The organism is Leucobacter aridicollis, from assembly GCF_024399335.1.
Taxonomy (GTDB): Bacteria; Actinomycetota; Actinomycetes; order Actinomycetales; family Microbacteriaceae; genus Leucobacter; species Leucobacter aridicollis_A.
The window spans coordinates 1,916,147-1,936,399 of the sequence record NZ_CP075339.1 but is presented as its reverse complement, the minus strand read 5'-3'; the positions used below and the strand labels follow the sequence as shown (position 1 = coordinate 1,936,399).

Below are 20,253 nucleotides of genomic sequence, written 5' to 3'. Positions count from 1 at the left end.
CGGGGAGACGGGCCTGAATTGAGTGGAGCCCTGAAGGCTCATGATGTGAGCCCTTGGGGCCCATACTTAACGGTATTCAGGGAGTGATTCGCGAGGGGGACTCGCTGCATCGCGTTCGGGACTCGTCGCAGCTCCGCGAGACCGGTCGCGGCCCAGCGGCACGACTGTGGGGGTGCCGGCCACAGGATCAGGCACCACTCGGCACGCGAGTCCGAAGACCTCAGAGACCAGCGCTTCTGTCACGATCTCTTCCGGAGCGCCCTGCGCGACGATCCGGCCATCCTTCATCGCGATAAGGTGCGTCCCGTAGCGTGCCGCCTGGTTCAGATCGTGGAGCACCGCGACGAGGGTGTTCCCAGCGAGGTTGAGGTCAGTGAACAGCTCGAGCAGCTCGATCTGGTGGGCGATGTCGAGGAACGTGGTGGGCTCGTCGAGCAGCAGGAGCTCGGTCTGTTGCGCCAGCACCATCGCGACCCAGACGCGCTGGCGTTGTCCGCCTGAGAGCTCATCGACAAGCCGGGGGGACAGCTCCGTCACCCCTGTCGCCGCCATCGCGCTGAGTACGGCGCGCTCGTCCTTCTCAGTCCACTGCCTGATGAGGCCCTGGTGTGGGTACCGGCCGCGCGCGACAAGGTCGGCGACGGTGATCCCGTCTGGCGCGAGCGAGGTCTGGGGGAGCAGGCCGAGCCGCCGAGCGACCTCCTTTGCTCGATACCACGAGATGCTCCTGCCGTCGAGCAACACACTGCCCGCTGTGGGCTTCAGGAGTCGAGAGAGCGCCCGCAGCAATGTCGACTTGCCGCATGCATTCGGGCCGACGATGACGGTGAAGGAACCGTCCGGGATATCTACTGAGAGGTCAGTCGAGATCGTTTTGTGGTCGTAGCCGATCGTGGCGTTGTCGACGCGAAGGGAGGAGTGCGTGAGTTCAGGCATTGATACGCTTTCACATTCGATATGGACCCTGGGGCGGGTCGAGCGGGTCGCGGTAGGCGGCGCGGGCTAGCCTCGACGCCGCGCTTCGTAGATGAGTAGCCAGATGAGGTATCCGCCGCCGATCACAACGGTGACGGTGCCGACTGGAAGCATGGCTGGCAGCGCATGAAGTGCGACGAAGTCTGAAGCTGACAGCAGGACGGCACCCATCATTGCCGAGGAGAGGACGGAGACGCCCGCCGAGCCGGTGACGCGCCTGGCAATCTGTGGGGCAGCGAGTGCGATGAAGGATATCGGTCCTGCCGCAGCGGTAACGACGGCGATGAGCCCGACCGACGCGAGCATGAGCGCGAGGCGGGCCGGCTCAACGCGCACGCCAAGCGCCTGCGCCGCGTCGTCCCCGAGCTCAAGCTGACGCAGCGGGCGAGCGAACGCCAGAGTCACGATGAGCAGCACCACCACGAGGAGGCTGCCGAGCCCTGTCTGTGACCAGGTCATGCCGTTGAGCGACCCTGCGCCCCAGACTGCAGCGACGAGGGCTGTGTCGAGATCAGCGGTCAGGGTCAGCCAGGTGTTCAACGAGCTGAGCATTGCAGACACGGCGATACCGGAGATGATGAGCCTGAATCCCTGCACCCCACCCTTGAACGCGAGGAGGTACACGACTGCCGCGGATGCGAGTCCGCCGACGAACGCGCCTATTGCGACATCGACGTAGTTACCGCCGAATACGATCATCACGACGATCGCCCCGGTGTAAGCGCCCGACGAGAACCCGAGGATGTCAGGGCTCGCGAGCGGGTTTCGTGTGAGCGACTGGAACACGGCGCCGCTCGCGCCAAGCGCGGCGCCGAAGGTGATCGCGGCGAGTGCGCGCGGCATCCGCCACTCCACGACAACTGTATGGGTGAAATCGGTCACGCCGGAGGTGAGCGCCTCCCACACCTGCCTGACCGTGAGCGGATACTCGCCGTTCGTGAGGGAAGCGACTCCGATCACGACTGCGAGTGCTGCAAGCAGCACGCAGACGCCGGCTACGCGGACGTCGACGCGAACCCACGCGTTCAGCAACCGGAGTCGCCTGACCTTTCGCCCAAAATCGATGCGCGGGGCAGGAGTGAGCGCCGAGTCTGAGCTGTCGATCACAGGCTGCTCACTTTCCTTCTGCGGATCAGAACGATAAGAACTGGCGCGCCAACGAATGCGGTGACGATGCCAACGGGCACCTCTGCGGGGCGCATAATGAGCCTGCCAACGATGTCCGCGACGAGGAGCAAGATCGGAGCGAGCGCCACCGTGTATGCGAGGATCCAGCGCTGGTCGGGCCCAACTATCCAACGGGCGACGTGTGGCACCATGAGGCCGATGAACCCGATCGGTCCGGCAATAGCCGTCGCGCCGCCGGCGAGCAGGGTGACCGCGATAATCACGAGGATCCTCGTGCGCAGCACGTGTGCTCCAAGTGTCGCGGCGAGATCCTCGCCGAGCGAGATGGCGTTGAGCGGCCGCGCCATCGCGAGCGCGATCACGAGTCCAACGACCAGAAACGGGAGCACGGGAAGAACGACATCCAGGCCCCGTCCGACGACGGTCCCTGCACCCCAGCCTCGCATCTTGTCGAAGGCCTGCGGGTCGAGCAGTGTCAGTGCCGACGTGAGGCCACTCAAGGCTGCCCCAAGGGCGACGCCGGCGAGGACGAGGCGCAGCGGGTCGGCCCCGCCCCGCCCGGCCGACCCAATAGCGTAGACCCCGATTGTGACTATCAGAGCTCCCGCGAATGCGAACCAGATGTAGTGCGAGATAGTCGCGACACCGAATGCGCCGACGCCGACTGCGACAGCGAAGGAAGCTCCAGCGTTCACACCGAGGATTCCCGGATCGGCGAGCGGGTTGCGAGTGAGCGCCTGAATGAGTGCGCCTGCTACGCCAAGCGCCGAGGCTACGACAACTGCAACGACAGTGCGCGGGATCCTGAGGTCGCGCACCACGAAATGGTCTTCGACGTCTGCGGGAGCGAAGATTGCGTCCCAGACAACGGTGACAGGGATCTCGCGAGATCCGATGACGACGCTCGCGAGCGCGATCACGACGAGCGAGACTAGGATACCGAGCAGGATCAGCGTGCGGGAGAGGTTTGTGTGTGCGAGGCCGTTCGCGGATCGCGCGGCCCGCACGTCAGGGGCGGTGACTGTCATGCTGTCGACGGGCCTCCAGGTTCGCGGCGGGGCAGCGAGAAGCCGTGGTCGTGGCCTCCCGCATCGAGGCTATTGCGGTGATGCTGCGGTGTGGGGACAGGTCGTGTTTCGTTCCGGACAGCACGTCTTGCGTGCGCCCAGGGGGCGCGGTCGTCCCGGTTACAGCCGCCCGGACAGTTCCCCGGGCGTGCAGCCAACGGTCTTACGGAACGCTGTCACGAATGCGCTCGTCGTGCTGTAGCCGACCCTGCGGGCGACCGACTTCACGGTGAGCCCGTCGGAGAGCTGGCCGAGCGCGGCGCGCATCCGAACGAGCCTTCGCCACTGCGCGAAGCTCATGGCGACCTCGGCGCTGAAAGCTCTGGTGAGGGTGCGGGAGGTCATGTTCAGCATCGACGCCCATTGCTCGAGTGACCTGTCGTCGGCAGGATCGCTGAGGATCATCTCGACGAGTAGCGCAAGCCGCGGGTCCTCGGGGAGCGGGATGTCGAGTCTGACGCCGTCGGTGAGCTCGAGCATGTCGACGCACACCGCCTGAGCGCGGACACGCTGCTCAACCGACATGGTTGCGTGTTTGAGGTAGAGCAGGAGCTCGCGCGCTGCCGGTTGGAGGCGTACCGCGACGGGGCGTTCCCAGGACTTCTCCCAGAGACCTGGATCGAAGTATGTCGTGCGCACATCGGTGTCCTCCCGTGAGGAGCCTTCGTGCATCGTCCCGGCTGGGAGCCAGAGACCAACCCCCGGAGTGACGGTCCACTGCTTGCCGTCGGCGAACATCGTCACAACGCCGCGGTCCGTCCAGAGGAGTTCGTGCTCCGGGTGGCTGTGCGGGGTCCATGTCACGGCCTCGGCGGGGCGCAGCACACTTGTCGTGAGGAGGTACGGCGCGGCGACGAACCGCTCGCCGCCGTGTGCGTCGTCGGTGCGTCTTGCTTCGTGGGGGGAGTCGTCCAGGCCTATCGCCGGGGCCGTGGCCGGCCGAGTGTCAAGCAGCGTCATGTGTCCCTCGCGAATGCAATCTAGTTAGGTTTACCTTACATTAATCTGATGTATCGGTGCTACTCGTGAGATCCGTGCGTGACTTGACGCGAGGTGCTGCTCGTTGGCGACCCAGTGTCGGAGGCTGGCGGTAGTCTGGACGCGTGGCAACAGCAAAGATCTCCAAGGTTGAATGGACCGACGTGACTCCGGCACCAGTGGTGCTCGTAAGCGGCCCCGAGGAGTTCTTCGCCGACCGCGCTTCGCAGCGCATTCGCGAGATGCTCCGCGAGGCGAACGCTGAGCTCGAGGTGCACGACGTCGACGCCGCAAGCTATGGTGCTGGCGAGCTCTTCACGATCGCGAGCCCGTCGCTTTTCGCGGAGCCGCGACTCATTCGTGTGACAGGTGTTGAGAAGTGCTCCGACGCGTTCATCGAGGACGCGAAGCGGTACATCGCAGACCCGGCAGACGACACGACTCTTCTGCTGCGGCACACCACTGGCCAGCGCGGAAAAGCGCTGCTCGATGCAGTGCGTAAGACGCAGGGTGCGGTTGAGGTGCTGTGCCCCGAGTTGAAGAAAGACCAGGATCGCCTGGCGTTCGCTCAGGCCGAGTTTCGCAGGCTACAGGCCCGCGCGACGCCAGGGGCTGTTCGCATGCTCGCAGCCGCCTACTCGTCAGGCAGCGTCACCGAACTCGCGGGCGCCTGCGCGCAGCTCGTGTCTGACGTTGGGCGGGAGATCACCGAAGATCATGTGAACCGCGCGACAGAGGGACGCGTCGAGGCGAGTGGCTTTAAAGTCGCTGACGCCGCGGTTGCCGGGAAACGGGCAGACGCTCTGCTGCTGCTTCGCCAGGCGATGTTGGGTGGCACCTCTCCGATCCCGATCCTCGCCGTGATCAACATGAAGCTCCGCGGTATGGCGCGGGTGTTTGGCGCGCGCGGATCCTCGGGGCAGCTTGCCAAACAGTTCGGCATGGCGCCGTGGATGGTCGATCGTGCGTTGAAAGACATTCGGGGCTGGCGTGAGGAAGACCTTGCGCGCGCTATCGACCTCGCGGCTGAGACCGAATGGCAGTTGAAGGGCGGCAGCCGCGACCCCGAGTACGCGATTGAGCGGTTCGTGACGTTCGTGTCGCTCCGCGGTCGCGACTCGTAGGGGCCCAGCCCGGCCCGGCCCGGCCCGGCCCGGCCCGGCCCAGCCCGGCCCGGCCCAGCCCAGCCTTCTGCTGCCCGATGACCCGCACAGTATCCATGGGATCTGCAGAAGGTATCCCGATTCAGGCCCGAGTTCGCATTGATACTGTCGATCCCATTGCGAGCGTCGAGCACCACGGGGTAGCGACCAGTCCCGGGTGAAGTTGGCACAAAAAAGCTCGGGCCCCACCGAGGTGGAACCCGAGCTTCGAAGTCTCGGTGCTTAGATCTTTGCGACCTGAGCGGCAAGCTTCGACTTGCGGTTCGCGGCCTGATTCTTGTGAATCACGCCCTTCGATACTGCCTTGTCGAGCTTGCGGGTTGCGACCTTCAGCGACGACTCTGCTGCTGCCTTATCGCCTGCAACGACTGCCTCGCGGGTCTTGCGGATGAGGGTGCGGAGCTCGCTCTTGTACGCGCGGTTACGCTCGGTAGCCTTGGCGTTGGTCTTGATGCGCTTGATCTGCGACTTAATATTTGCCACGTTGGGTTGGTTCCTTCAGTAGAGGTCAATCGGGTTGATCCGCGCGGTGAGAGAGGGCACCTAACGGGGGTGTGGTGTGAGCCACACGCAAGCCAAGAACCTACTTTAGCAGATTCTGCGACTGAGAGCACGCGGGGAATGCCGTGTCGGGGCGGCGTGCGGGCAAGCGGGGGTGAGGCGATCTCGTCAGCGTCGAGTCAGCGCCGAGTCAGCGCTGCCGCGCCGGGGGTGCGGGCGCAGAGCCAGACGAGTGCGCCGGCGAGGGTGAGCGCCAAAAGCAGGCCAGCGATGTGCGCGAGCACGTAGGCCGCACCGTGGCTCGGCAGCAGGAACCCGTAGGGCACCCAGCCGTCCGTGACTCCGCGCACGAGGACGACGGCGAGCCAGATTACCGGATATGGGAAGATCACCCACAGCGACCGCCACGGAAGCCGGCGGCGATCCCCGACGAACAGCCAATCGAGGAGCACCACCGCCGGGGCGATGGCGTGCAGGATGAGCGACACCCACGGGGGAGCCGTACCGGTTCCTGGGATGAGCGTGTTGTAGATGACCCCGACGACGAGCATGTACGCGACGGCGGCCCCGCGGAGCAGGTGAAGCGTCGGCGGGAGGACTGCGCCACGCCTGCCGAGGGCGCCAGTGACGATGAAGGTGAGCCCGGTGATGAGGTTCGTGAGGTTCGTGAAGTAGCCGAAGAAGTTAAACGGGTTCGGCCCGTCTGACGGGACCCCGAGCACGTAGGTGTAGCCGAGCACGGCGAGCAGGACGGCGCCGAACAGCAGCCGCGCCCAGGAAACGGCGGGCCGTGCCGCTCCGGCCCGTGTGACCGATGGCACTAGAGCCACCCCCTCTCGAACGCCAGCCGGGCGGCCGAGGTGCGATTCTCCGCGCCGACTTTGCCGATCGCCGAGGAGAGGAGGTTTCGCACGGTGCCAGCCGACAGGAAGATCTCGGCGGCGATCGCCGGGGCCGTGAGGCCCTCGCTGGCGCGCCGGAGCACCTGGCGCTCCCGCTCGGTGAGCGGGTTCGCGCCATCAAACAGCGACGCCTCGGCGAGTGCGGGGTCCACGACGCGGTGGCCGCGGTGGACACGACGGATGGCGTCGGCGAGCTCCTCGGGTGGCGCGTCCTTAACGACAAAGCCGCTGGCACCCGCCTCGAGCGCCGCGCGAAGATAACCCGGCCGCGCAAACGTCGTGACGATGAGCACGCGGGTCTTGGGGCTCGCAGCGCGCACGGCTGCCGTCGCCGCAATGCCGTCCATCCCCGGCATCTGGATGTCCATGAGGCACACGTCAGGCGCGAGCTCACCCGCGCGCGTGATGGCCGCAGCCCCGTCGGCTGCGTACCCAACGACTTCGAGATCGGGCTCGAGCCCGAGCAGGGCGCCAAGCGCGCCTCGTACGAGAGCCTGGTCGTCGGCGAGGAGTAGCCGAATCCGGCCCTCGCCGCCAGCGACAGTGTCGTGAGTGTCAGGGCCGCTCGCGTTCACCATGTCAGACTTACCTTCGTCCCTGTGCCTGGCGTGCCGACAATCTCCAGCTCGGCACCGGCAGCAGCGGCGCGCTCGCGCATTCCGCGGATGCCATTCCCGGCGCTGTGGCTGCCATGCGCGGTGCCAGTGTCGGGTGCCGCGGCTGCGCCGTACCCTCGACCGTTATCGAAAACGCTGATCGTGCCGGGGTTGAACGCGACAACCGCGTGGCTTGCATTCGCGTGCCTGAGGATGTTCGTTGTCGCCTCGCGCAGGATCCACGCGGCAGGAATCGCTTGCGCCGGGGAGAGCGAGCTGGCGCTCCCGCGCACGTCGAGCGTGATTCCCGCAGTCGCGAACGCGTCCGTTGTCGCAGTGAGCTGCTCCGCGAGCCCCTCCCGTCGAACTCCAGTGACAGTGCCGCGCACGCCCTCGATCGCCTCGGCGGCGAGCCTGACGATCTCGTCAAGCTCCGCGCGCGCGGCCGCCGGATCACGCTCCAGCAGCCGAGACGCGAGCTCTGCCTTCAGCTTCACGACGGTGAGTGAGTGGCCGAGGAGGTCGTGGACGTCCCGTGCGACGGCCTCGCGCCCCTCGCTCGTCGCAAGCTCGACCCGGAGCGCATCGGCAGCGCTCGAGCGCGCGATCAACCACGAATTGATCGTGTTGACAGCTGCGATCATCATGGTGATCCAGAGCAGCGGCCACGGCTCGTTGGCCCCTCGAGTCTGCGCTGTGGCGACCTCGAAGACGATGAGCGCGGGCCCTGCCGTGTTTGCTATCCAGTGAGCTTTCGCGGTCAGCAGGTACGACGCGTACGACATGAGAAACGGCGTGAAGCTCGTGACTGCCCAGCCGATCGAGGGTATTGTGAGCGCCGCGCTGCCGATCGCGGCTGCGTAGAGCCAGAGCGTCACGGGGCGTTCTCGCCCGTGCGGGGAACGAAGTCCGACGATGAAGCCAGTGAGGTACGAGGCCGCAAAGGTGAACGTGCTCAACCAGCCGAGCACCAGTGCCCACGTCGGTGCGGCCGACTGTACGAGAGCGGTGATCGGGAAGTAGAGGAAGACGAGCCAGATTGCGCCCATGAGCCACCCGTAGCGGGCCCAGGCGTTTGACGTGTCTGTCTGACTCCGTGTGCGCATCGCCTGCAAGCCTAGCGCCGGCGCCGAGACCGAAGCACCCCATAGCGTACGAGGGCGGCGAAGAGTAGCGTCCAGGCCGCGACGTTTGCCAGCACGATCCAGATCGAGTCGGTCCCGCCTGAGATGAGTGCGCCTTCGGTGATCGGCCAGCGCACGAGGGCGGCATAGCCGTACATCGGAGTGAAATGGGCGACCGTCAGCATCGCGCCCGAGAGCGGCATGAACACGTTGCCGACAAATCCGAACAGCGTGATCGCGATTGATGCGAGCGACGCCGCGGTGTCGGAGTTAAACGCGAGGCCCGTGCCAAGCCCGAACAAGCCAAAGATGAGCCCGCCCACAAGGATAATCGCGGCGACGAGCGGCCACGCTAGGGGTGAGTCCGCGCGTGCCCCGGTGAGCGCTCCGACAAGGAACACCCCGGCCACTGAGACCGCGGAGAACGCCAGTGCGACTGCGAGCTTCACCGCCGCATACCCGGGGATCGAGAGCGGCGTGAGCGCGATCTGACGGCCCCAACCCTGCCCGACTTCCGAGGCGGCGAGTGAGCACAGCGAGGTCATCGCTGTCGCCGCGCCGAACGCGGCCATCGAGGCCATCACGTAGAAGGCGACGTTGCCGTTGCCAGCGCTTGCGGTCGCGTACTCTGCGGCAGCGCCGAACAACAGGTACATGGCGATCGGCATCCCGAGTGTGAAGACGAGCGTGTACGGGTTGCGAAACTGGCGCATGACCTCGACGCGGAAAAACGTGGTGGTAAAGAGCATGGGATTAGTCCTCCGTGAGCGCGGTAAACGCGGTTTCGAGCGTTGGGGCTGCGATCTCGAGATCGCTCGCGCCAGCGGCGAGGAGCTGGGCGGCGACCGCGTCGGAGTTCGCGGCGCGGATCGTGACGCGGCCGTCGTTCACGGTGACATCCGAGACTGAGTCGTCGCTGCGCAGTTCGGCGAGCAGCGCGTCTGCGCCCGCCGGCAGCGTCGCCATGAGCGTGCGGCCGCCGAGTGAGGCGCGCAGCGTTGCGGTGCCACCATCGGCGACGATGCGCCCGTGATTCATGACGACAGTGCGCCCGGCAAAATGCTCGGCTTCCTCGAGGTAGTGGGTTGCGAACACGATCGTGCGCCCGGCACCCGCGTCTGCGCGCATCGCATCCCAGAACCTGCGGCGGGCGGTCACGTCCATGCCCGCGGTCGGCTCGTCAAGAATCAGCACATCAGGATCGGGGAGCAACGCGAGGGCGAATTTGACCCGCTGCTGCTCACCACCCGAGCACTTGCTCACCCTGCGCCCCGCGAGTGGCGTCAGGTCGGCGCGCTCGAGCGCCTCGGTGACGCGACTGCCGGCGCCGTGAAAGCTTGCGATCACTTCGACGGTCTCACGGACAGTGAGGTCCGCGAGCAGACCACCTGTTTGGAGGACCGCCGACAGTGTGCCACGTGCGACCGCTGACCGGGGGGACTCACCGAGCACGCGCACCGAACCACTGTCGGGATCGCTGAGCCCGAGCACCATGTCGACGAGCGTCGTCTTTCCGGCGCCGTTCGGACCGAGCAGCGCGACGACCTCCCCGCGTTCGATCCTGAGGTCGACGCCGTTGACTGCACGGACGAGCTTGTCTCCTGCCCCGAAGCGACGCTCGATGGCGACGAGTTCGAGCGCGGGCGACTTCGTCGATAGCGCGGGCAGCAGCGGGGCCTGGCCGGGGGAGTGTTCCTGTCTCATGCCCCCAGTGTTTCGCGGAGACACCGGCCGCAGCGAGAGGCCACTGTCACGAAAAGCTCGTGACAGGTGTCACGCGTGTCTTTGCCGCGTAACGGTAGGCGACGGCTATGCGCGGGGACGGATGTTCGCGATCCGAGCCGCTCGACGGTCTTTCGGCGCGTCGCTGTCGAGCGTGAACGTTGTTTCAGCGAGGCTTGGCCACCGGGCAGGCCAGAGGCCGACCTCTCTCGAATCGTTTGGCTGCCACTCTGCGTGGGCCTCTTCATGTTCGATCGTGAGCTGGGCGAGCATGCCCGACTCGATATAGAGACGGAGCACACGCGTCTTGCCTGTGGCGGGGTCAGCGAAAGACGCCGACACGGGGAATCGTTGAACGTGCGGCACTGCGCGGGGCTTGGACTCTGCCTCTGCGACGTCGATCGAGATGACGTCGTAGGAGCCTGAAACCCCCTCCCAGAGCTGTTCGCGTGCTGAGTCGAGCTGCGCGAGCAGCGCCCCGGCGCTGGGCTCGGCACTGTAATCAAGCATTCCCGCTATGACTGCCCGTGCGCCGTCGGGGAGCTCGGCGAATTCGGGGTGGCCGCCGGCGCCCACGTCGAGGCCAGATAGGCCGCGCGGGTGGAGACCGCGTGTGATCCTGCTCGCCCGGATAACCCCGGGCAGTTGTGCTGCGAGCGATATTGCGACCCCCGAGACCGCGAGAACGAGGCGTGGGCGCGAGACGCCCCGTCGCACGAGCGCTCGCTGGACGCGCGCGTCGAACGCTTCCCCGACCTCAGAGAGACCGAGCACGGCGCCACCTGCTGCGACAGCGGCGGCGGAACGGGAGGTTGCGCTTGTGCCTGGCGGAACATCGGTCGCGATGTCGGCAGCGGTCAGCCCGGCGATGCCGAGCCGGTAAGCGGCACGCTTACCCTTCGTAAGCTTTGCCGGGTCGATAAGGGTCGCCGCGCCGAGCGCGATTGCGAGCAAGGCGGCCCGCTCGGGGCGTCCTGGCGCGAGAACGCGTCGGAAGAACTGTGAAGCAGACACGCTGTCATCCTACGGGGCATGGCTTGGAGAGCTCTGCCCGCAAAGAAGACCCGCGGTGAGCTGGTGCTGAGAGCGGCTGGTGCGTGAGATAATGGCTGGCAATGTCTCCACGCAGTCTGAAACCACCGGTGCCGGCGTCGACCGACCCCACGATGATCCGTAACTTCTGCATCATCGCGCACATCGACCACGGCAAGTCGACGCTTGCCGACCGCATGCTCCAGGTCACCGGTACGGTGGCCGATCGCGACATGCGCGCCCAGTACCTCGACAATATGGATATCGAGCGAGAGCGCGGAATCACCATCAAGTCGCAGGCAGTGCGTATGCACTGGCAGTCGGAAGGTGGTGAGTATGCCCTCAACATGATCGACACTCCGGGTCACGTCGACTTCTCGTATGAGGTCTCTCGTTCGCTTGCTGCCTGCGAAGGCGCGATCTTGCTCGTTGACGCCGCGCAGGGAATTGAGGCTCAGACTCTCGCGAACCTATACCTCGCGATGGAGAACGACCTCGAGATCATTCCCGTGTTGAACAAGATTGATCTACCCGCGGCCGACCCTGAGCGGGTCGCCCGCGAGATCACCGACCTCATCGGCGGCGATCCCGACGAGGTACTCAAGGTGTCCGGAAAGACTGGCGCTGGCGTCGAGGAGCTCCTTGACGTTGTCGTTGCGCGCATCCCAGCGCCGATCGGAGAGACCGATGCGCCGGCTCGGGCGATGATCTTCGACTCGGTCTATGACCCGTACCGGGGTGTTGTGACCTACGTTCGAATGGTCGATGGCAAGCTCACGCCCCGTGAAAAGGTCCAGATGATGTCGACCGGCGCCGAGTACGAGGCGCTCGAGATCGGCGTTTCCTCGCCGGGCCCGACTCCCACCAAGGGGCTCGCCGTCGGCGAAGTCGGCTACCTCATCACCGGCGTGAAGGACGTGCGCCAGTCGAAGGTTGGCGACACCGTCACGAGCAAGCTCAAGGGCGCCACAGAGGCGCTGCCAGGATACACGGACCCGAAGCCGATGGTCTTCTCAGGCCTGTATCCGCTCGACGGCTCCGATTACCCCGTGCTCCGCGAGGCGCTCGACAAGCTCAAACTCTCAGACGCGGCACTCCAGTACGAGCCGGAAACCTCGGTTGCACTCGGCTTCGGCTTCCGCTGCGGCTTCCTCGGACTGCTCCACCTCGAGATCATCACCGAGCGGCTGCGCCGCGAGTTCGATCTCGATCTCATTACGACGGCTCCGAGCGTGATCTACGAGGTCACGAAGGAGGACGGTACTGAGGTCACCGTGACGAACCCGTCCGAGTACCCCGACGGCAAGATCGCGAGCGTTCGCGAGCCCATGGTGCGCGCGGCAGTGCTTGCGCCGAAGGACTACGTTGGCGCGATCATGGAGCTCTGCCAGTCGCGGCGCGGGAGCCTGCTTGGCATGGAGTACCTTGGTGAGCGCGTCGAGCTCCGCTACAACATCCCGATGGGTGAGATCGTCTTTGACTTCTTTGACCACCTGAAGAGTCGCACCCAGGGGTACGCGAGCCTCGACTACGAGCCGAGTGGCGAGCAAGAGGCGGACCTCGTGAAGGTCGACATCCTGCTGCAGGGCGAGGCTGTCGACGCATTCTCCGCGATCGTTCATCGCGACAACGCGTACTCCTACGGCACGATGATGACCGAGCGCCTGCGCAAACTCATCCCGCGTCAGCAGTTCGAAGTGCCCATCCAGGCTGCCATTGGCGCCCGTGTGATCGCCCGCGAGAACATTCGCGCGATCCGCAAGGACGTCCTCGCGAAGTGTTACGGCGGCGACATCAGTCGTAAGCGCAAGCTGCTCGAGAAGCAGAAAGAGGGCAAGAAGCGGATGAAGATGGTCGGTCGCGTCGAGGTGCCACAGGAGGCATTCATCGCCGCGCTCTCTGGCGACGTCGAGGGTAAGGAATCGTCGAAGAAGTGACAGGTCCACGCAGGTCTAGTTATACGAGCATGCCAGTTGCGTATGCGGCGATCGGGGCGTCTGGCGCACCTGATCTCATGCGGTTCCCGCCGGCTGGCAGCACCCCATACGAGGAGGCGTTGCAGCTCGGGAGCGGCCAAGAGCGTTTCCTCGCTGCAGCGAATCAGCTCATGACCTGGGGCGCGCACCGCGCCGCTGGCCTCACTGTCAGCGACATCGTGCTCGGCGAGCAGGCCGACTACGTTGGCGTGCAGTTTGACGATGGTGGAACGCCTGAACTTGGCGAGGAGCCCGAGGAGCTCTTCAGCCCTGAAGGTGAAGCCTACGTGCTGCCAGGTACCACCGCGACGCTCACCTCCGACGCCGCAAAAAAGCCGCGACCAATCCTCGTGATTTCGACTGTTGACGAGCCCCAGCGGCTCGGATTCGCCTGGGGCGACCGCGAGACTGTCTCAGGTTTCGGCGAGCAGTTGCTGACTGTCGAGCAGCGAGCTGACGGCACCGTCTGGGCAGTGGCTCGGGGCTTCACTTTCCTGACGAGCTCGGGGCTCATGGCAGGGATCAAGCAGCGCGGCGAACTGCGTGACGTGATCGAGCTTGCGCAGGCGCTCGTTGGGGCTCTTGCTCCTGGCGCCGCTATTCGCGGCGGAGTCGCTTCGACGGGCAACGGAGGAAGCGTACCCGCGGACGCGTCGAGCGATCCCGACGCCGACGCCGGTGCCAGTGCGGATGCCAGTGCCGATGGCGATGCGAGTGTCGACGCCGGAACGAGCACTGGGGCCGGGACTGACAGTGTGGAGACTGACGGCGACACCTCGCGGGACGACTGATAATGCCGAGTGTGCTCCCCGAAGGCGATCCGGCTCCGGCCGACGGGGCACTCCCGGCGAGCGTGCTCGCGGGCGCGCCCGATCGCGCGTTTGGCGTCTACGTCCACGTGCCATACTGCAGGGTGCGCTGCGGCTACTGCGACTTCAACACCTACACTGCGAGTGAGCTTGGCGGTGGCGCGAGTCAGGCCGGATACGCTGCTGAAGCTGCGACGGAGCTGAGCTTTGGCGCCAAGGTGATGCGCGCGGCCGGGCTCCCCGATCGCGAGGTATCGACTGTCTTTTTCGGGGGAGGCACCCCGACGCTTTTGCCTGCGTCTGATTTGGCAATGGTGCTCGGTCGCATCCGAGACGAGTGGGGGATTGCCCCAGACGCTGAGGTGACAACGGAGGCGAACCCTGATTCGGTCGACGCTCAGTACCTCGACACACTCGCCGAGGCCGGGTTCACCCGGGTGAGCTTCGGGATGCAGTCGGCGATGCCCCATGTGCTTCGCACGCTCGATCGGACGCACAGCCCCGAGCGGGTCCCTGTTGTCGTTGACGCCGCGCGCGCAGCCGGCCTGCAGGTGAGCCTTGATCTCATTTACGGCACGCCTGGCGAGTCGCTCGCCGACTGGGAGCGTTCGCTTGATGCCGCGCTCGCGAACGAACCTGACCACCTCTCGGCGTACGCGCTGATCGTTGAGGCGGGTACGAAGCTTGCAGGGCAGATCCGGCGCGGCGAAGTCGCGGCTCCAGACGACGATCTGCACGCCGAGATGTACGAGCTCCTTGACTCCAAGCTCTCGGGAGCGGGCTATGACTGGTACGAGATCAGCAATTGGTCGCGTTCTCGCGAGACGCGGTCGCGACACAACCTGTCATATTGGACCGGCGAAGACTGGTGGGGCGCGGGCCCCGGCGCTCACAGCCACATTGGGGGCCTGCGATGGTGGAACGTGAAGCATCCGCGGGCCTACGCCGAACGGATGGGGCAGGGCCTGTCTCCGGCTCACGCCCGTGAGCTCCTGACTGACGAAGCACGCTATAGCGAGCGCGTATTGCTCGAGACCCGCATCGCTGACGGCTTCGCGATCGACGCTCTCAGCGAACAGGGTCGGGCCGCCGTGCCCGCCCTGATCGCGGATGGCCTCGTGGATGGCCGCGCGGCGCTTGGGGTCGGCGGGACCGAGCGCAGGATCGTGCCGACGCTCCGCGGCCGGCTGCTGGCTGACACAGTCGTCGGACACCTCCTGCGGTAGTAGACTGGCACTCAGGTTGTTCGAGTGCCAGAAAGGCGGTGCGTGATGGTTCCAGAGCGCAGTCTCGCCGTGCTGCACGCCATCGTGAGTGACTACGTCGCGCTCAACGAGCCCGTCGGCTCGAAATCGATCGTGGAGCGCCATTCGTTTGGCGTATCTGCCGCGACGATTCGCAACGACATGGCGCTGCTTGAAGACGACGAGCTTATCGCTCAGACCCACACGTCTTCGGGGCGGGTGCCAACCGACAAGGGCTACCGCCTGTACGTCGACACACTCGCGAAGCTCCGGCCAATGACAGCCGCGCAGCGTTCGGCGATCGAGCGGTTTCTTGGCGAGTCGAGTGATCTTGACGACGTCATGGCGCGCACGGTGCGCCTACTGTCGCAGCTCACGAATCAGGTTGCGGTCGTGCAGTATCCGTCGCTGCGCACAGTCGCCGTCAGACACATTGACCTTGTCGCTCTCGGCGAGAATCGAGTGCTCTGCGTGCTCATCCTCGGAAACGGAGTCGTCGAGCAGCAGACGGCCATGCTTCCAGCGGAGCGTGCGAACGAACCGTGGCTCACAGCCGTTCGCGAGCGTATCGCAGCGAACATCGTTGGCCAGGACATCGACGCAGCAGATCGCGCTGTGGCCGAGCTTGCCGCGACGGTGCACACGTTGGTTGGTCCTGCCGACGCACCACTCGCCGAGCTTGTGCTTGGGGCGGTTTCGCAGCAGCTGCAAGCAAACCGCAGCGACAGGATCGCCGTGGCGGGCGCAGCAAACCTGACAAGGCCGGGAGAGTTTGCCGGGGCGCTGCCGACGGTGCTCGAAGCAATTGAGGAGCAGGTGACGTTGCTTCGGTTGTTCGGCGAACTTGTGCAGGACGAGCGCGATATCGCCGCTTCGATCGGGCGCGAGAATGAGGCGTATGGGCTCTCCGATGCGTCGATCATCGCGACAAACTATGAACAACTAGGCGCGTCCAGACTCGGCGTGCTCGGTCCGCTTCGCATGGACTACGCCGGGAATATCCAGGCGGTCCGTGCCGTTGCCAGATACCTCAACAAGCTGTTGAGCGAAGACCGCTGAGGGCTTCGGGTCTTGCGCGTGCGCGCTAGCCGGTCCCAGCACCATTACCCAATCCACGACACCTAGGAGTACAACAGTGGCGGATCACTACGAGACGCTCGGCGTTTCTCGCGAAGCGAGCCTCGAAGAGATCAAGAAGGCGTATCGCAAGCTGGCTCGCCAGCTGCACCCCGATGTGAACCCGAGCGACGAGGCCGCCGAGCAGTTCAAGAGCGTCACGCACGCCTATGACGTGCTGAGCGATCCCGAGCAGCGCCAGCGCTATGACATGGGTGGTCAGCAAGGTGGAGCCGGCGGGTTCGGCGACATCTTCGAGACCTTCTTCGGTGGCGGTTTTGGTGGCGGCTCTCGCGGGCCCCGTGCCCGCGAGGAGCGGGGCGAGGATGCGCTGATTCGCGTCGACGTGAAGCTCTCAGAGGTGATCTTCGGCGTGCAGCGTGACATCACGGTGAACACGGCCGTGCTCTGCAATACGTGCGGTGGCAACGGCTGCCAGCCTGGCACGCACCCGGTAACGTGTGACGTCTGCCGTGGGCAGGGTCAGGTGCAGCGCGAGGTACGGTCGCTGTTTGGCAACGTTGTGACGATGCATCCCTGCGGGAGCTGCCAGGGGTATGGCACGATCATCGAGAACCCGTGTGTTGAGTGTGCAGGAAAGGGCAGGTTGCGCGAGCGTCGCTCGATGCAGGTCGACATTCCCTCGGGCATCGACACGGGCACGCGCATGCAGATGCGTGGTGGCGGCGAGGTCGGGCCGTTTGGCGGGCCGAACGGGGACCTGTTCATCGAGTTCCGCGTCGAACACGACGACGTCTTCAGCCGCGACGGCAACGATCTGTTGAGCACGATGCAGGTCTCGATGACTGATGCGATCCTCGGCACCGAGGTTGAGGTCGATTCACTTGACGGGAGCGTGAAGGTCGAGATTCCGGCTGGCACCCAGTCGGGCGATCTCCTGTCAGTTCGCGGCCGCGGCATCCAGGGACTGCGCTCGACGTCTCGCGGCGATCTGAAGATCGCGATGCAGGTCGCCACACCGACGAAGCTCTCGCACAAAGAGAAGTCGCTCGTTGAACAGCTCGCGAAGCTCCGCAAGGAAGAACCACCGCACTTCGGGGAGTTCAAGCAGAGCTTCTTTGGCAAGCTGCGCGACCGATTCTTCGGATAGCCGTGGCGAATCTCTACTTTGACGAGTCTCTCGTCGCGACCGCGCCGGGGCGTCAGCTCACGATCTCGGGAGACGAGGGCCGCCACGCCGTTCGGGTGAGCCGGCTGCGCGTTGGCGAACACACGATTGTCGGCAACGGCTCTGGCCTCAGAGCGTTCGGCACCGTTGAGGAGCTGGGCCGCGATAGCTTTACTCTGACGGTCGAGCGCATCGAGGTGACGCCTGCACCGACCCGTCGGATTGTGCTCGTCCAGGCGCTCGCAAAGGGAGACCGTGATGAACGCGCCGTCGAACAGGCGACCGAGTTCGGTGTCGACGCGATCCTGCCGTGGCAGGCGGAGCGCTCGATATCGCGCTGGAGCGGTGACAAAGCAGAGAAGGGCGTCGCGAAGTGGTCGCGCATCGCACGAGAGGCGTCGAAGCAGTCGATGCGCGCCTGGATCCCGGAGGTGCTCTCGCCTGTGACGACGGCCGAGCTCGCCGGCGTTAACGGTGCCCTTCTCGCGCTCCACCCACGTGGCGAGGATCGGTTGAGCGCATGGAGGCCAGCTGGCGACCACGACGTGTACCTTGTGGTCGGCCCTGAGGGCGGACTGAGTGACGCAGAGCTTGAGGCGCTCACCGCGCCGGGCCCAGGAGAGCGGCGGATTGTGCTGCTCGGCGACGACGTTCTCCGAACTTCGTCGGCCGGCCCCGCAGCTATCGCCGTGCTCAACGCGTCGCTAGGACGCTGGTGAGTGCCAGTTCTCTCGCCGCAGCGACCGCCAGCGAGCTGCAAAGTGCTGCTCACACCCACTCCCTCCCGCTGATCCGCACGGCGAAGGTAGACTGAGTGCATGGCTGAAGAGACCGTATTTGGCAAAATCATTTCGGGAGAGATTCCGGCGACGCTGCTCGCTGAGACCGATCGCGTCATCGCGTTCCCCGATATCAACCCGCAGGCGCCGGTGCACATCCTTGTCATCCCGAAGACGACCGAGTACCGAGATGTGACAGAGCTCGCCGCAGGCGATCCAGAGCTCCTCGCCGAGATCGTCGCCGTCGCAAAGAAGCTCGCCGACGAACACGCAAACGGCGAGTACCGCTTGATCTTCAACAACGGCGCGAGCGCAGGGCAGACTGTGTTCCACGTGCACGCGCACATCATCGCGAACCTTGAGGAGCGATCCCTCCTTGGGTTCTGAACCGAACGCGCCGCGAGCCGAGCGCGACATGACGGGGAACGACGCCGAGGCCGACGCGCCTGGCGAGCGGCGGACGGAACCGCAGCTTGAGCGCACCGTGACACTCACAGGTGTCGAACTCGCGTCATTCCTCGGCCACCGAGACCAACTCCTTGCCGACCTCGAATCGCAGCACCCAAACGTGCAGTTCAACGCACGCAACGACGTGCTGTCAATCCGCGGCGAGACGAGCGCCGTCCGAGCTGCGGAGCAGCTCGTGCGCGAGATTCTCGAACTTGCGCGCCGAAGCGGTACTGTGTCGCGCACCGACGTGCGCGCGATCGCAAAAATGGTGCGCGACGGAGACGGACCGCGCGCCGCGATCACCCTGAGCGAGCCGATCCTGACCGTGCGCGGTAACTCGGTTCGTCCGCAGACGCAGGGGCAGCGCGAATACGTGAACGCGATCGACGCGAACACAATTGTGTTCGGGCTCGGCCCAGCGGGCACAGGCAAGACGTATCTGGCGATGGCGAAGGCTGTACAGGCGCTGCAGCGGCGCGAGGTCTCGAAGATTGTGCTCACTCGGCCAGCCGTTGAGGCTGGCGAGCGCCTCGGGTACCTTCCTGGGAGCCTTGAGGACAAGATCGACCCGTACCTGCGGCCGTTGTTTGACGCGGTCGGCTCGATGATGGATCAGGATCTCGTACCGAAGCTACTCGCGAACGGCACAATCGAGGTCGCGCCACTCGCATACATGCGCGGTCGCACGCTCAATGAGGCGTTCGTTGTGCTCGACGAGGCGCAGAACACGACGCCGGAACAGATGAAGATGTTTCTGACCCGGCTCGGCTACGGCTCGAAGATTGTCGTCACAGGGGATATGACGCAGGTCGACCTGCCGATCAAGCAGAGCGGGTTGCGCGTCGTGACTCGCATCTTGCGCGGCGTCGAAGATATTCATTTCGCCGAACTCACCGCGGACGACATAGTTCGACACAGCCTCGTCGGCAGGATCGTCGACGCGTATGCCTCGTACGATGAGCGCCAAACGGGCGGGCCGGGGAAGTTGGGCTCGCGCTCGAACGGCAACTCGAGCACTGGCCACGAGAGCACTGGCCACGAGAGCACTGGCGAAGCCGCCCCTGACACGGACACCACAGACATTACAGAAGGGAAGCGCGACCGATGAGCGTCGAGATCAACAATGAATCAGGGGTCGCCGTCGGCGAAGACCGGCTGCAGCGGCTCGTGAGCTTTGTGCTCGAATCGATGTACGTGCACCCCGATACCGAGCTCAGCCTCATGTTCGTCGACGAGGCAGCGATCGAACAGCTGCACGTCCAGTGGATGGACGAGCCTGGACCGACAGACGTGCTCAGTTTCCCGATGGACGAGCTGCGCCCCGGGCGACCCGACGCACAGGCGCCCGCAGGTCTGCTCGGCGACATCGTTGTGTGCCCGCAGGTCGCCCTCGTGCAAGCCGAGAACGCCGGTCATTCACTCGAGCAGGAGCTCACCGTGCTCGTCACGCACGGCATGCTTCACCTGCTCGGCTTCGATCATGGCACCCCCGATGAGGAGGCCGAGATGTTCGGCCTGCAGCGCGATCTTGTTCTCGCGTTTAGCACTCGAGAACGGTGAGC

The 20,253-nt window shown here is 65.3% G+C and carries 21 protein-coding genes; 10 read left to right on the top strand and 11 right to left on the bottom strand.

The genetic code is table 11. From position 1 onward, the window contains the following. Positions 1 to 66 precede the first annotated feature (66 nt). From KI794_RS08695 to KI794_RS08680, 4 genes are all read right to left on the bottom strand, one after another. Positions 67 to 936 carry an ABC transporter ATP-binding protein gene (locus tag KI794_RS08695; RefSeq protein ID WP_255807790.1) on the bottom strand — a complete coding sequence of 290 codons (870 nt, stop codon included), beginning with the start codon at positions 934 to 936 and terminating at the stop codon, positions 67 to 69. 66 nt (positions 937 to 1,002) lie between these two features. Continuing rightward, on the bottom strand, positions 1,003 to 2,082 hold the full coding sequence (locus tag KI794_RS08690) for a FecCD family ABC transporter permease (protein WP_255807789.1): 1,080 nt from the start codon (positions 2,080 to 2,082) through the stop codon (positions 1,003 to 1,005). Then, entirely contained in the window at positions 2,079 to 3,131 is a 1,053-nt protein-coding gene (locus KI794_RS08685) for an iron chelate uptake ABC transporter family permease subunit (protein ID WP_255807788.1), read from the bottom strand. The genes KI794_RS08690 and KI794_RS08685 overlap by 4 nt, the downstream gene beginning before the upstream one ends. 159 nt (positions 3,132 to 3,290) lie before the next feature. After that, complete coding sequence (locus KI794_RS08680) at positions 3,291 to 4,130, bottom strand: helix-turn-helix transcriptional regulator (protein ID WP_119283929.1); 840 nt, start codon at positions 4,128 to 4,130, stop codon at positions 3,291 to 3,293. A gap of 143 nt (positions 4,131 to 4,273) precedes the next feature. On the opposite strand from KI794_RS08680, the gene holA reads away from it, so the two are divergent. Then, the gene (gene holA, locus KI794_RS08675; RefSeq protein WP_255807787.1) at positions 4,274 to 5,272 is read left to right on the top strand and encodes a DNA polymerase III subunit delta; all 999 of its coding nucleotides are present in this window, start codon (positions 4,274 to 4,276) and stop codon (positions 5,270 to 5,272) included. 261 nt (positions 5,273 to 5,533) lie between these two features. Here holA and rpsT read toward each other — a convergent pair whose 3' ends face one another. From rpsT to KI794_RS08640, 7 genes are all read right to left on the bottom strand, one after another. Beyond that, entirely contained in the window at positions 5,534 to 5,794 is a 261-nt protein-coding gene (gene rpsT, locus KI794_RS08670) for a 30S ribosomal protein S20 (RefSeq protein WP_119283927.1), read from the bottom strand. A 197-nt stretch (positions 5,795 to 5,991) separates the two neighbouring features. After that, entirely contained in the window at positions 5,992 to 6,633 is a 642-nt protein-coding gene (locus KI794_RS08665) for a Pr6Pr family membrane protein (protein ID WP_255807786.1), read from the bottom strand. Continuing rightward, positions 6,633 to 7,292, bottom strand: a complete 660-nt coding sequence (locus KI794_RS08660) for a response regulator transcription factor (protein ID WP_119283925.1) — start codon at positions 7,290 to 7,292, stop codon at positions 6,633 to 6,635. Before KI794_RS08660 ends, KI794_RS08665 begins: the two co-directional genes overlap by 1 nt. Further along, entirely contained in the window at positions 7,286 to 8,416 is a 1,131-nt protein-coding gene (locus KI794_RS08655) for a sensor histidine kinase (protein ID WP_255807785.1), read from the bottom strand. Before KI794_RS08655 ends, KI794_RS08660 begins: the two co-directional genes overlap by 7 nt. 11 nt (positions 8,417 to 8,427) lie before the next feature. After that, positions 8,428 to 9,183 (bottom strand): ABC transporter permease, encoded by a 756-nt coding sequence (locus KI794_RS08650; protein ID WP_119283923.1) that lies wholly within the window; start codon positions 9,181 to 9,183, stop codon positions 8,428 to 8,430. A 4-nt stretch (positions 9,184 to 9,187) separates the two neighbouring features. Then, on the bottom strand, positions 9,188 to 10,138 hold the full coding sequence (locus KI794_RS08645; protein ID WP_255807784.1) for an ABC transporter ATP-binding protein: 951 nt from the start codon (positions 10,136 to 10,138) through the stop codon (positions 9,188 to 9,190). Between the two features lie 105 nt (positions 10,139 to 10,243). Next, entirely contained in the window at positions 10,244 to 11,170 is a 927-nt protein-coding gene (locus KI794_RS08640; protein WP_255807783.1) for a hypothetical protein, read from the bottom strand. 101 nt (positions 11,171 to 11,271) lie between these two features. On the opposite strand from KI794_RS08640, the gene lepA reads away from it, so the two are divergent. The 9 genes from lepA to ybeY all read left to right on the top strand — a co-directional run bounded on the left by lepA (position 11,272) and on the right by ybeY (position 20,251). Continuing rightward, positions 11,272 to 13,125, top strand: coding sequence for a translation elongation factor 4 (gene lepA / locus KI794_RS08635; protein WP_119283920.1), 1,854 nt, complete (start codon positions 11,272 to 11,274; stop codon positions 13,123 to 13,125). Between the two features lie 29 nt (positions 13,126 to 13,154). After that, positions 13,155 to 13,955: a DUF1990 family protein gene (locus KI794_RS08630; protein ID WP_255807782.1), complete on the top strand. Its 801-nt coding sequence runs from the start codon at positions 13,155 to 13,157 to the stop codon at positions 13,953 to 13,955. A 2-nt stretch (positions 13,956 to 13,957) separates the two neighbouring features. Beyond that, positions 13,958 to 15,199 (top strand): radical SAM family heme chaperone HemW, encoded by a 1,242-nt coding sequence (hemW, locus tag KI794_RS08625; RefSeq protein WP_119283918.1) that lies wholly within the window; start codon positions 13,958 to 13,960, stop codon positions 15,197 to 15,199. A gap of 45 nt (positions 15,200 to 15,244) precedes the next feature. Next, a complete protein-coding gene (gene hrcA, locus KI794_RS08620; protein ID WP_119283917.1) occupies positions 15,245 to 16,276 on the top strand; it encodes a heat-inducible transcriptional repressor HrcA in 1,032 nt (343 codons plus the stop codon). A 76-nt stretch (positions 16,277 to 16,352) separates the two neighbouring features. Next, entirely contained in the window at positions 16,353 to 17,444 is a 1,092-nt protein-coding gene (gene dnaJ / locus KI794_RS08615; RefSeq protein ID WP_119283916.1) for a molecular chaperone DnaJ, read from the top strand. A gap of 2 nt (positions 17,445 to 17,446) precedes the next feature. Beyond that, positions 17,447 to 18,181, top strand: a complete 735-nt coding sequence (locus KI794_RS08610; RefSeq protein ID WP_255807779.1) for a 16S rRNA (uracil(1498)-N(3))-methyltransferase — start codon at positions 17,447 to 17,449, stop codon at positions 18,179 to 18,181. Between the two features lie 99 nt (positions 18,182 to 18,280). Continuing rightward, positions 18,281 to 18,628, top strand: coding sequence for a histidine triad nucleotide-binding protein (locus KI794_RS08605; RefSeq protein WP_119283914.1), 348 nt, complete (start codon positions 18,281 to 18,283; stop codon positions 18,626 to 18,628). Between the two features lie 28 nt (positions 18,629 to 18,656). After that, the gene (locus KI794_RS08600) at positions 18,657 to 19,799 is read left to right on the top strand and encodes a PhoH family protein (RefSeq protein ID WP_255807776.1); all 1,143 of its coding nucleotides are present in this window, start codon (positions 18,657 to 18,659) and stop codon (positions 19,797 to 19,799) included. Beyond that, positions 19,796 to 20,251 (top strand): rRNA maturation RNase YbeY, encoded by a 456-nt coding sequence (gene ybeY / locus KI794_RS08595; RefSeq protein WP_119283912.1) that lies wholly within the window; start codon positions 19,796 to 19,798, stop codon positions 20,249 to 20,251. The genes KI794_RS08600 and ybeY overlap by 4 nt, the downstream gene beginning before the upstream one ends. Positions 20,252 to 20,253: the final 2 nt, after the last annotated feature.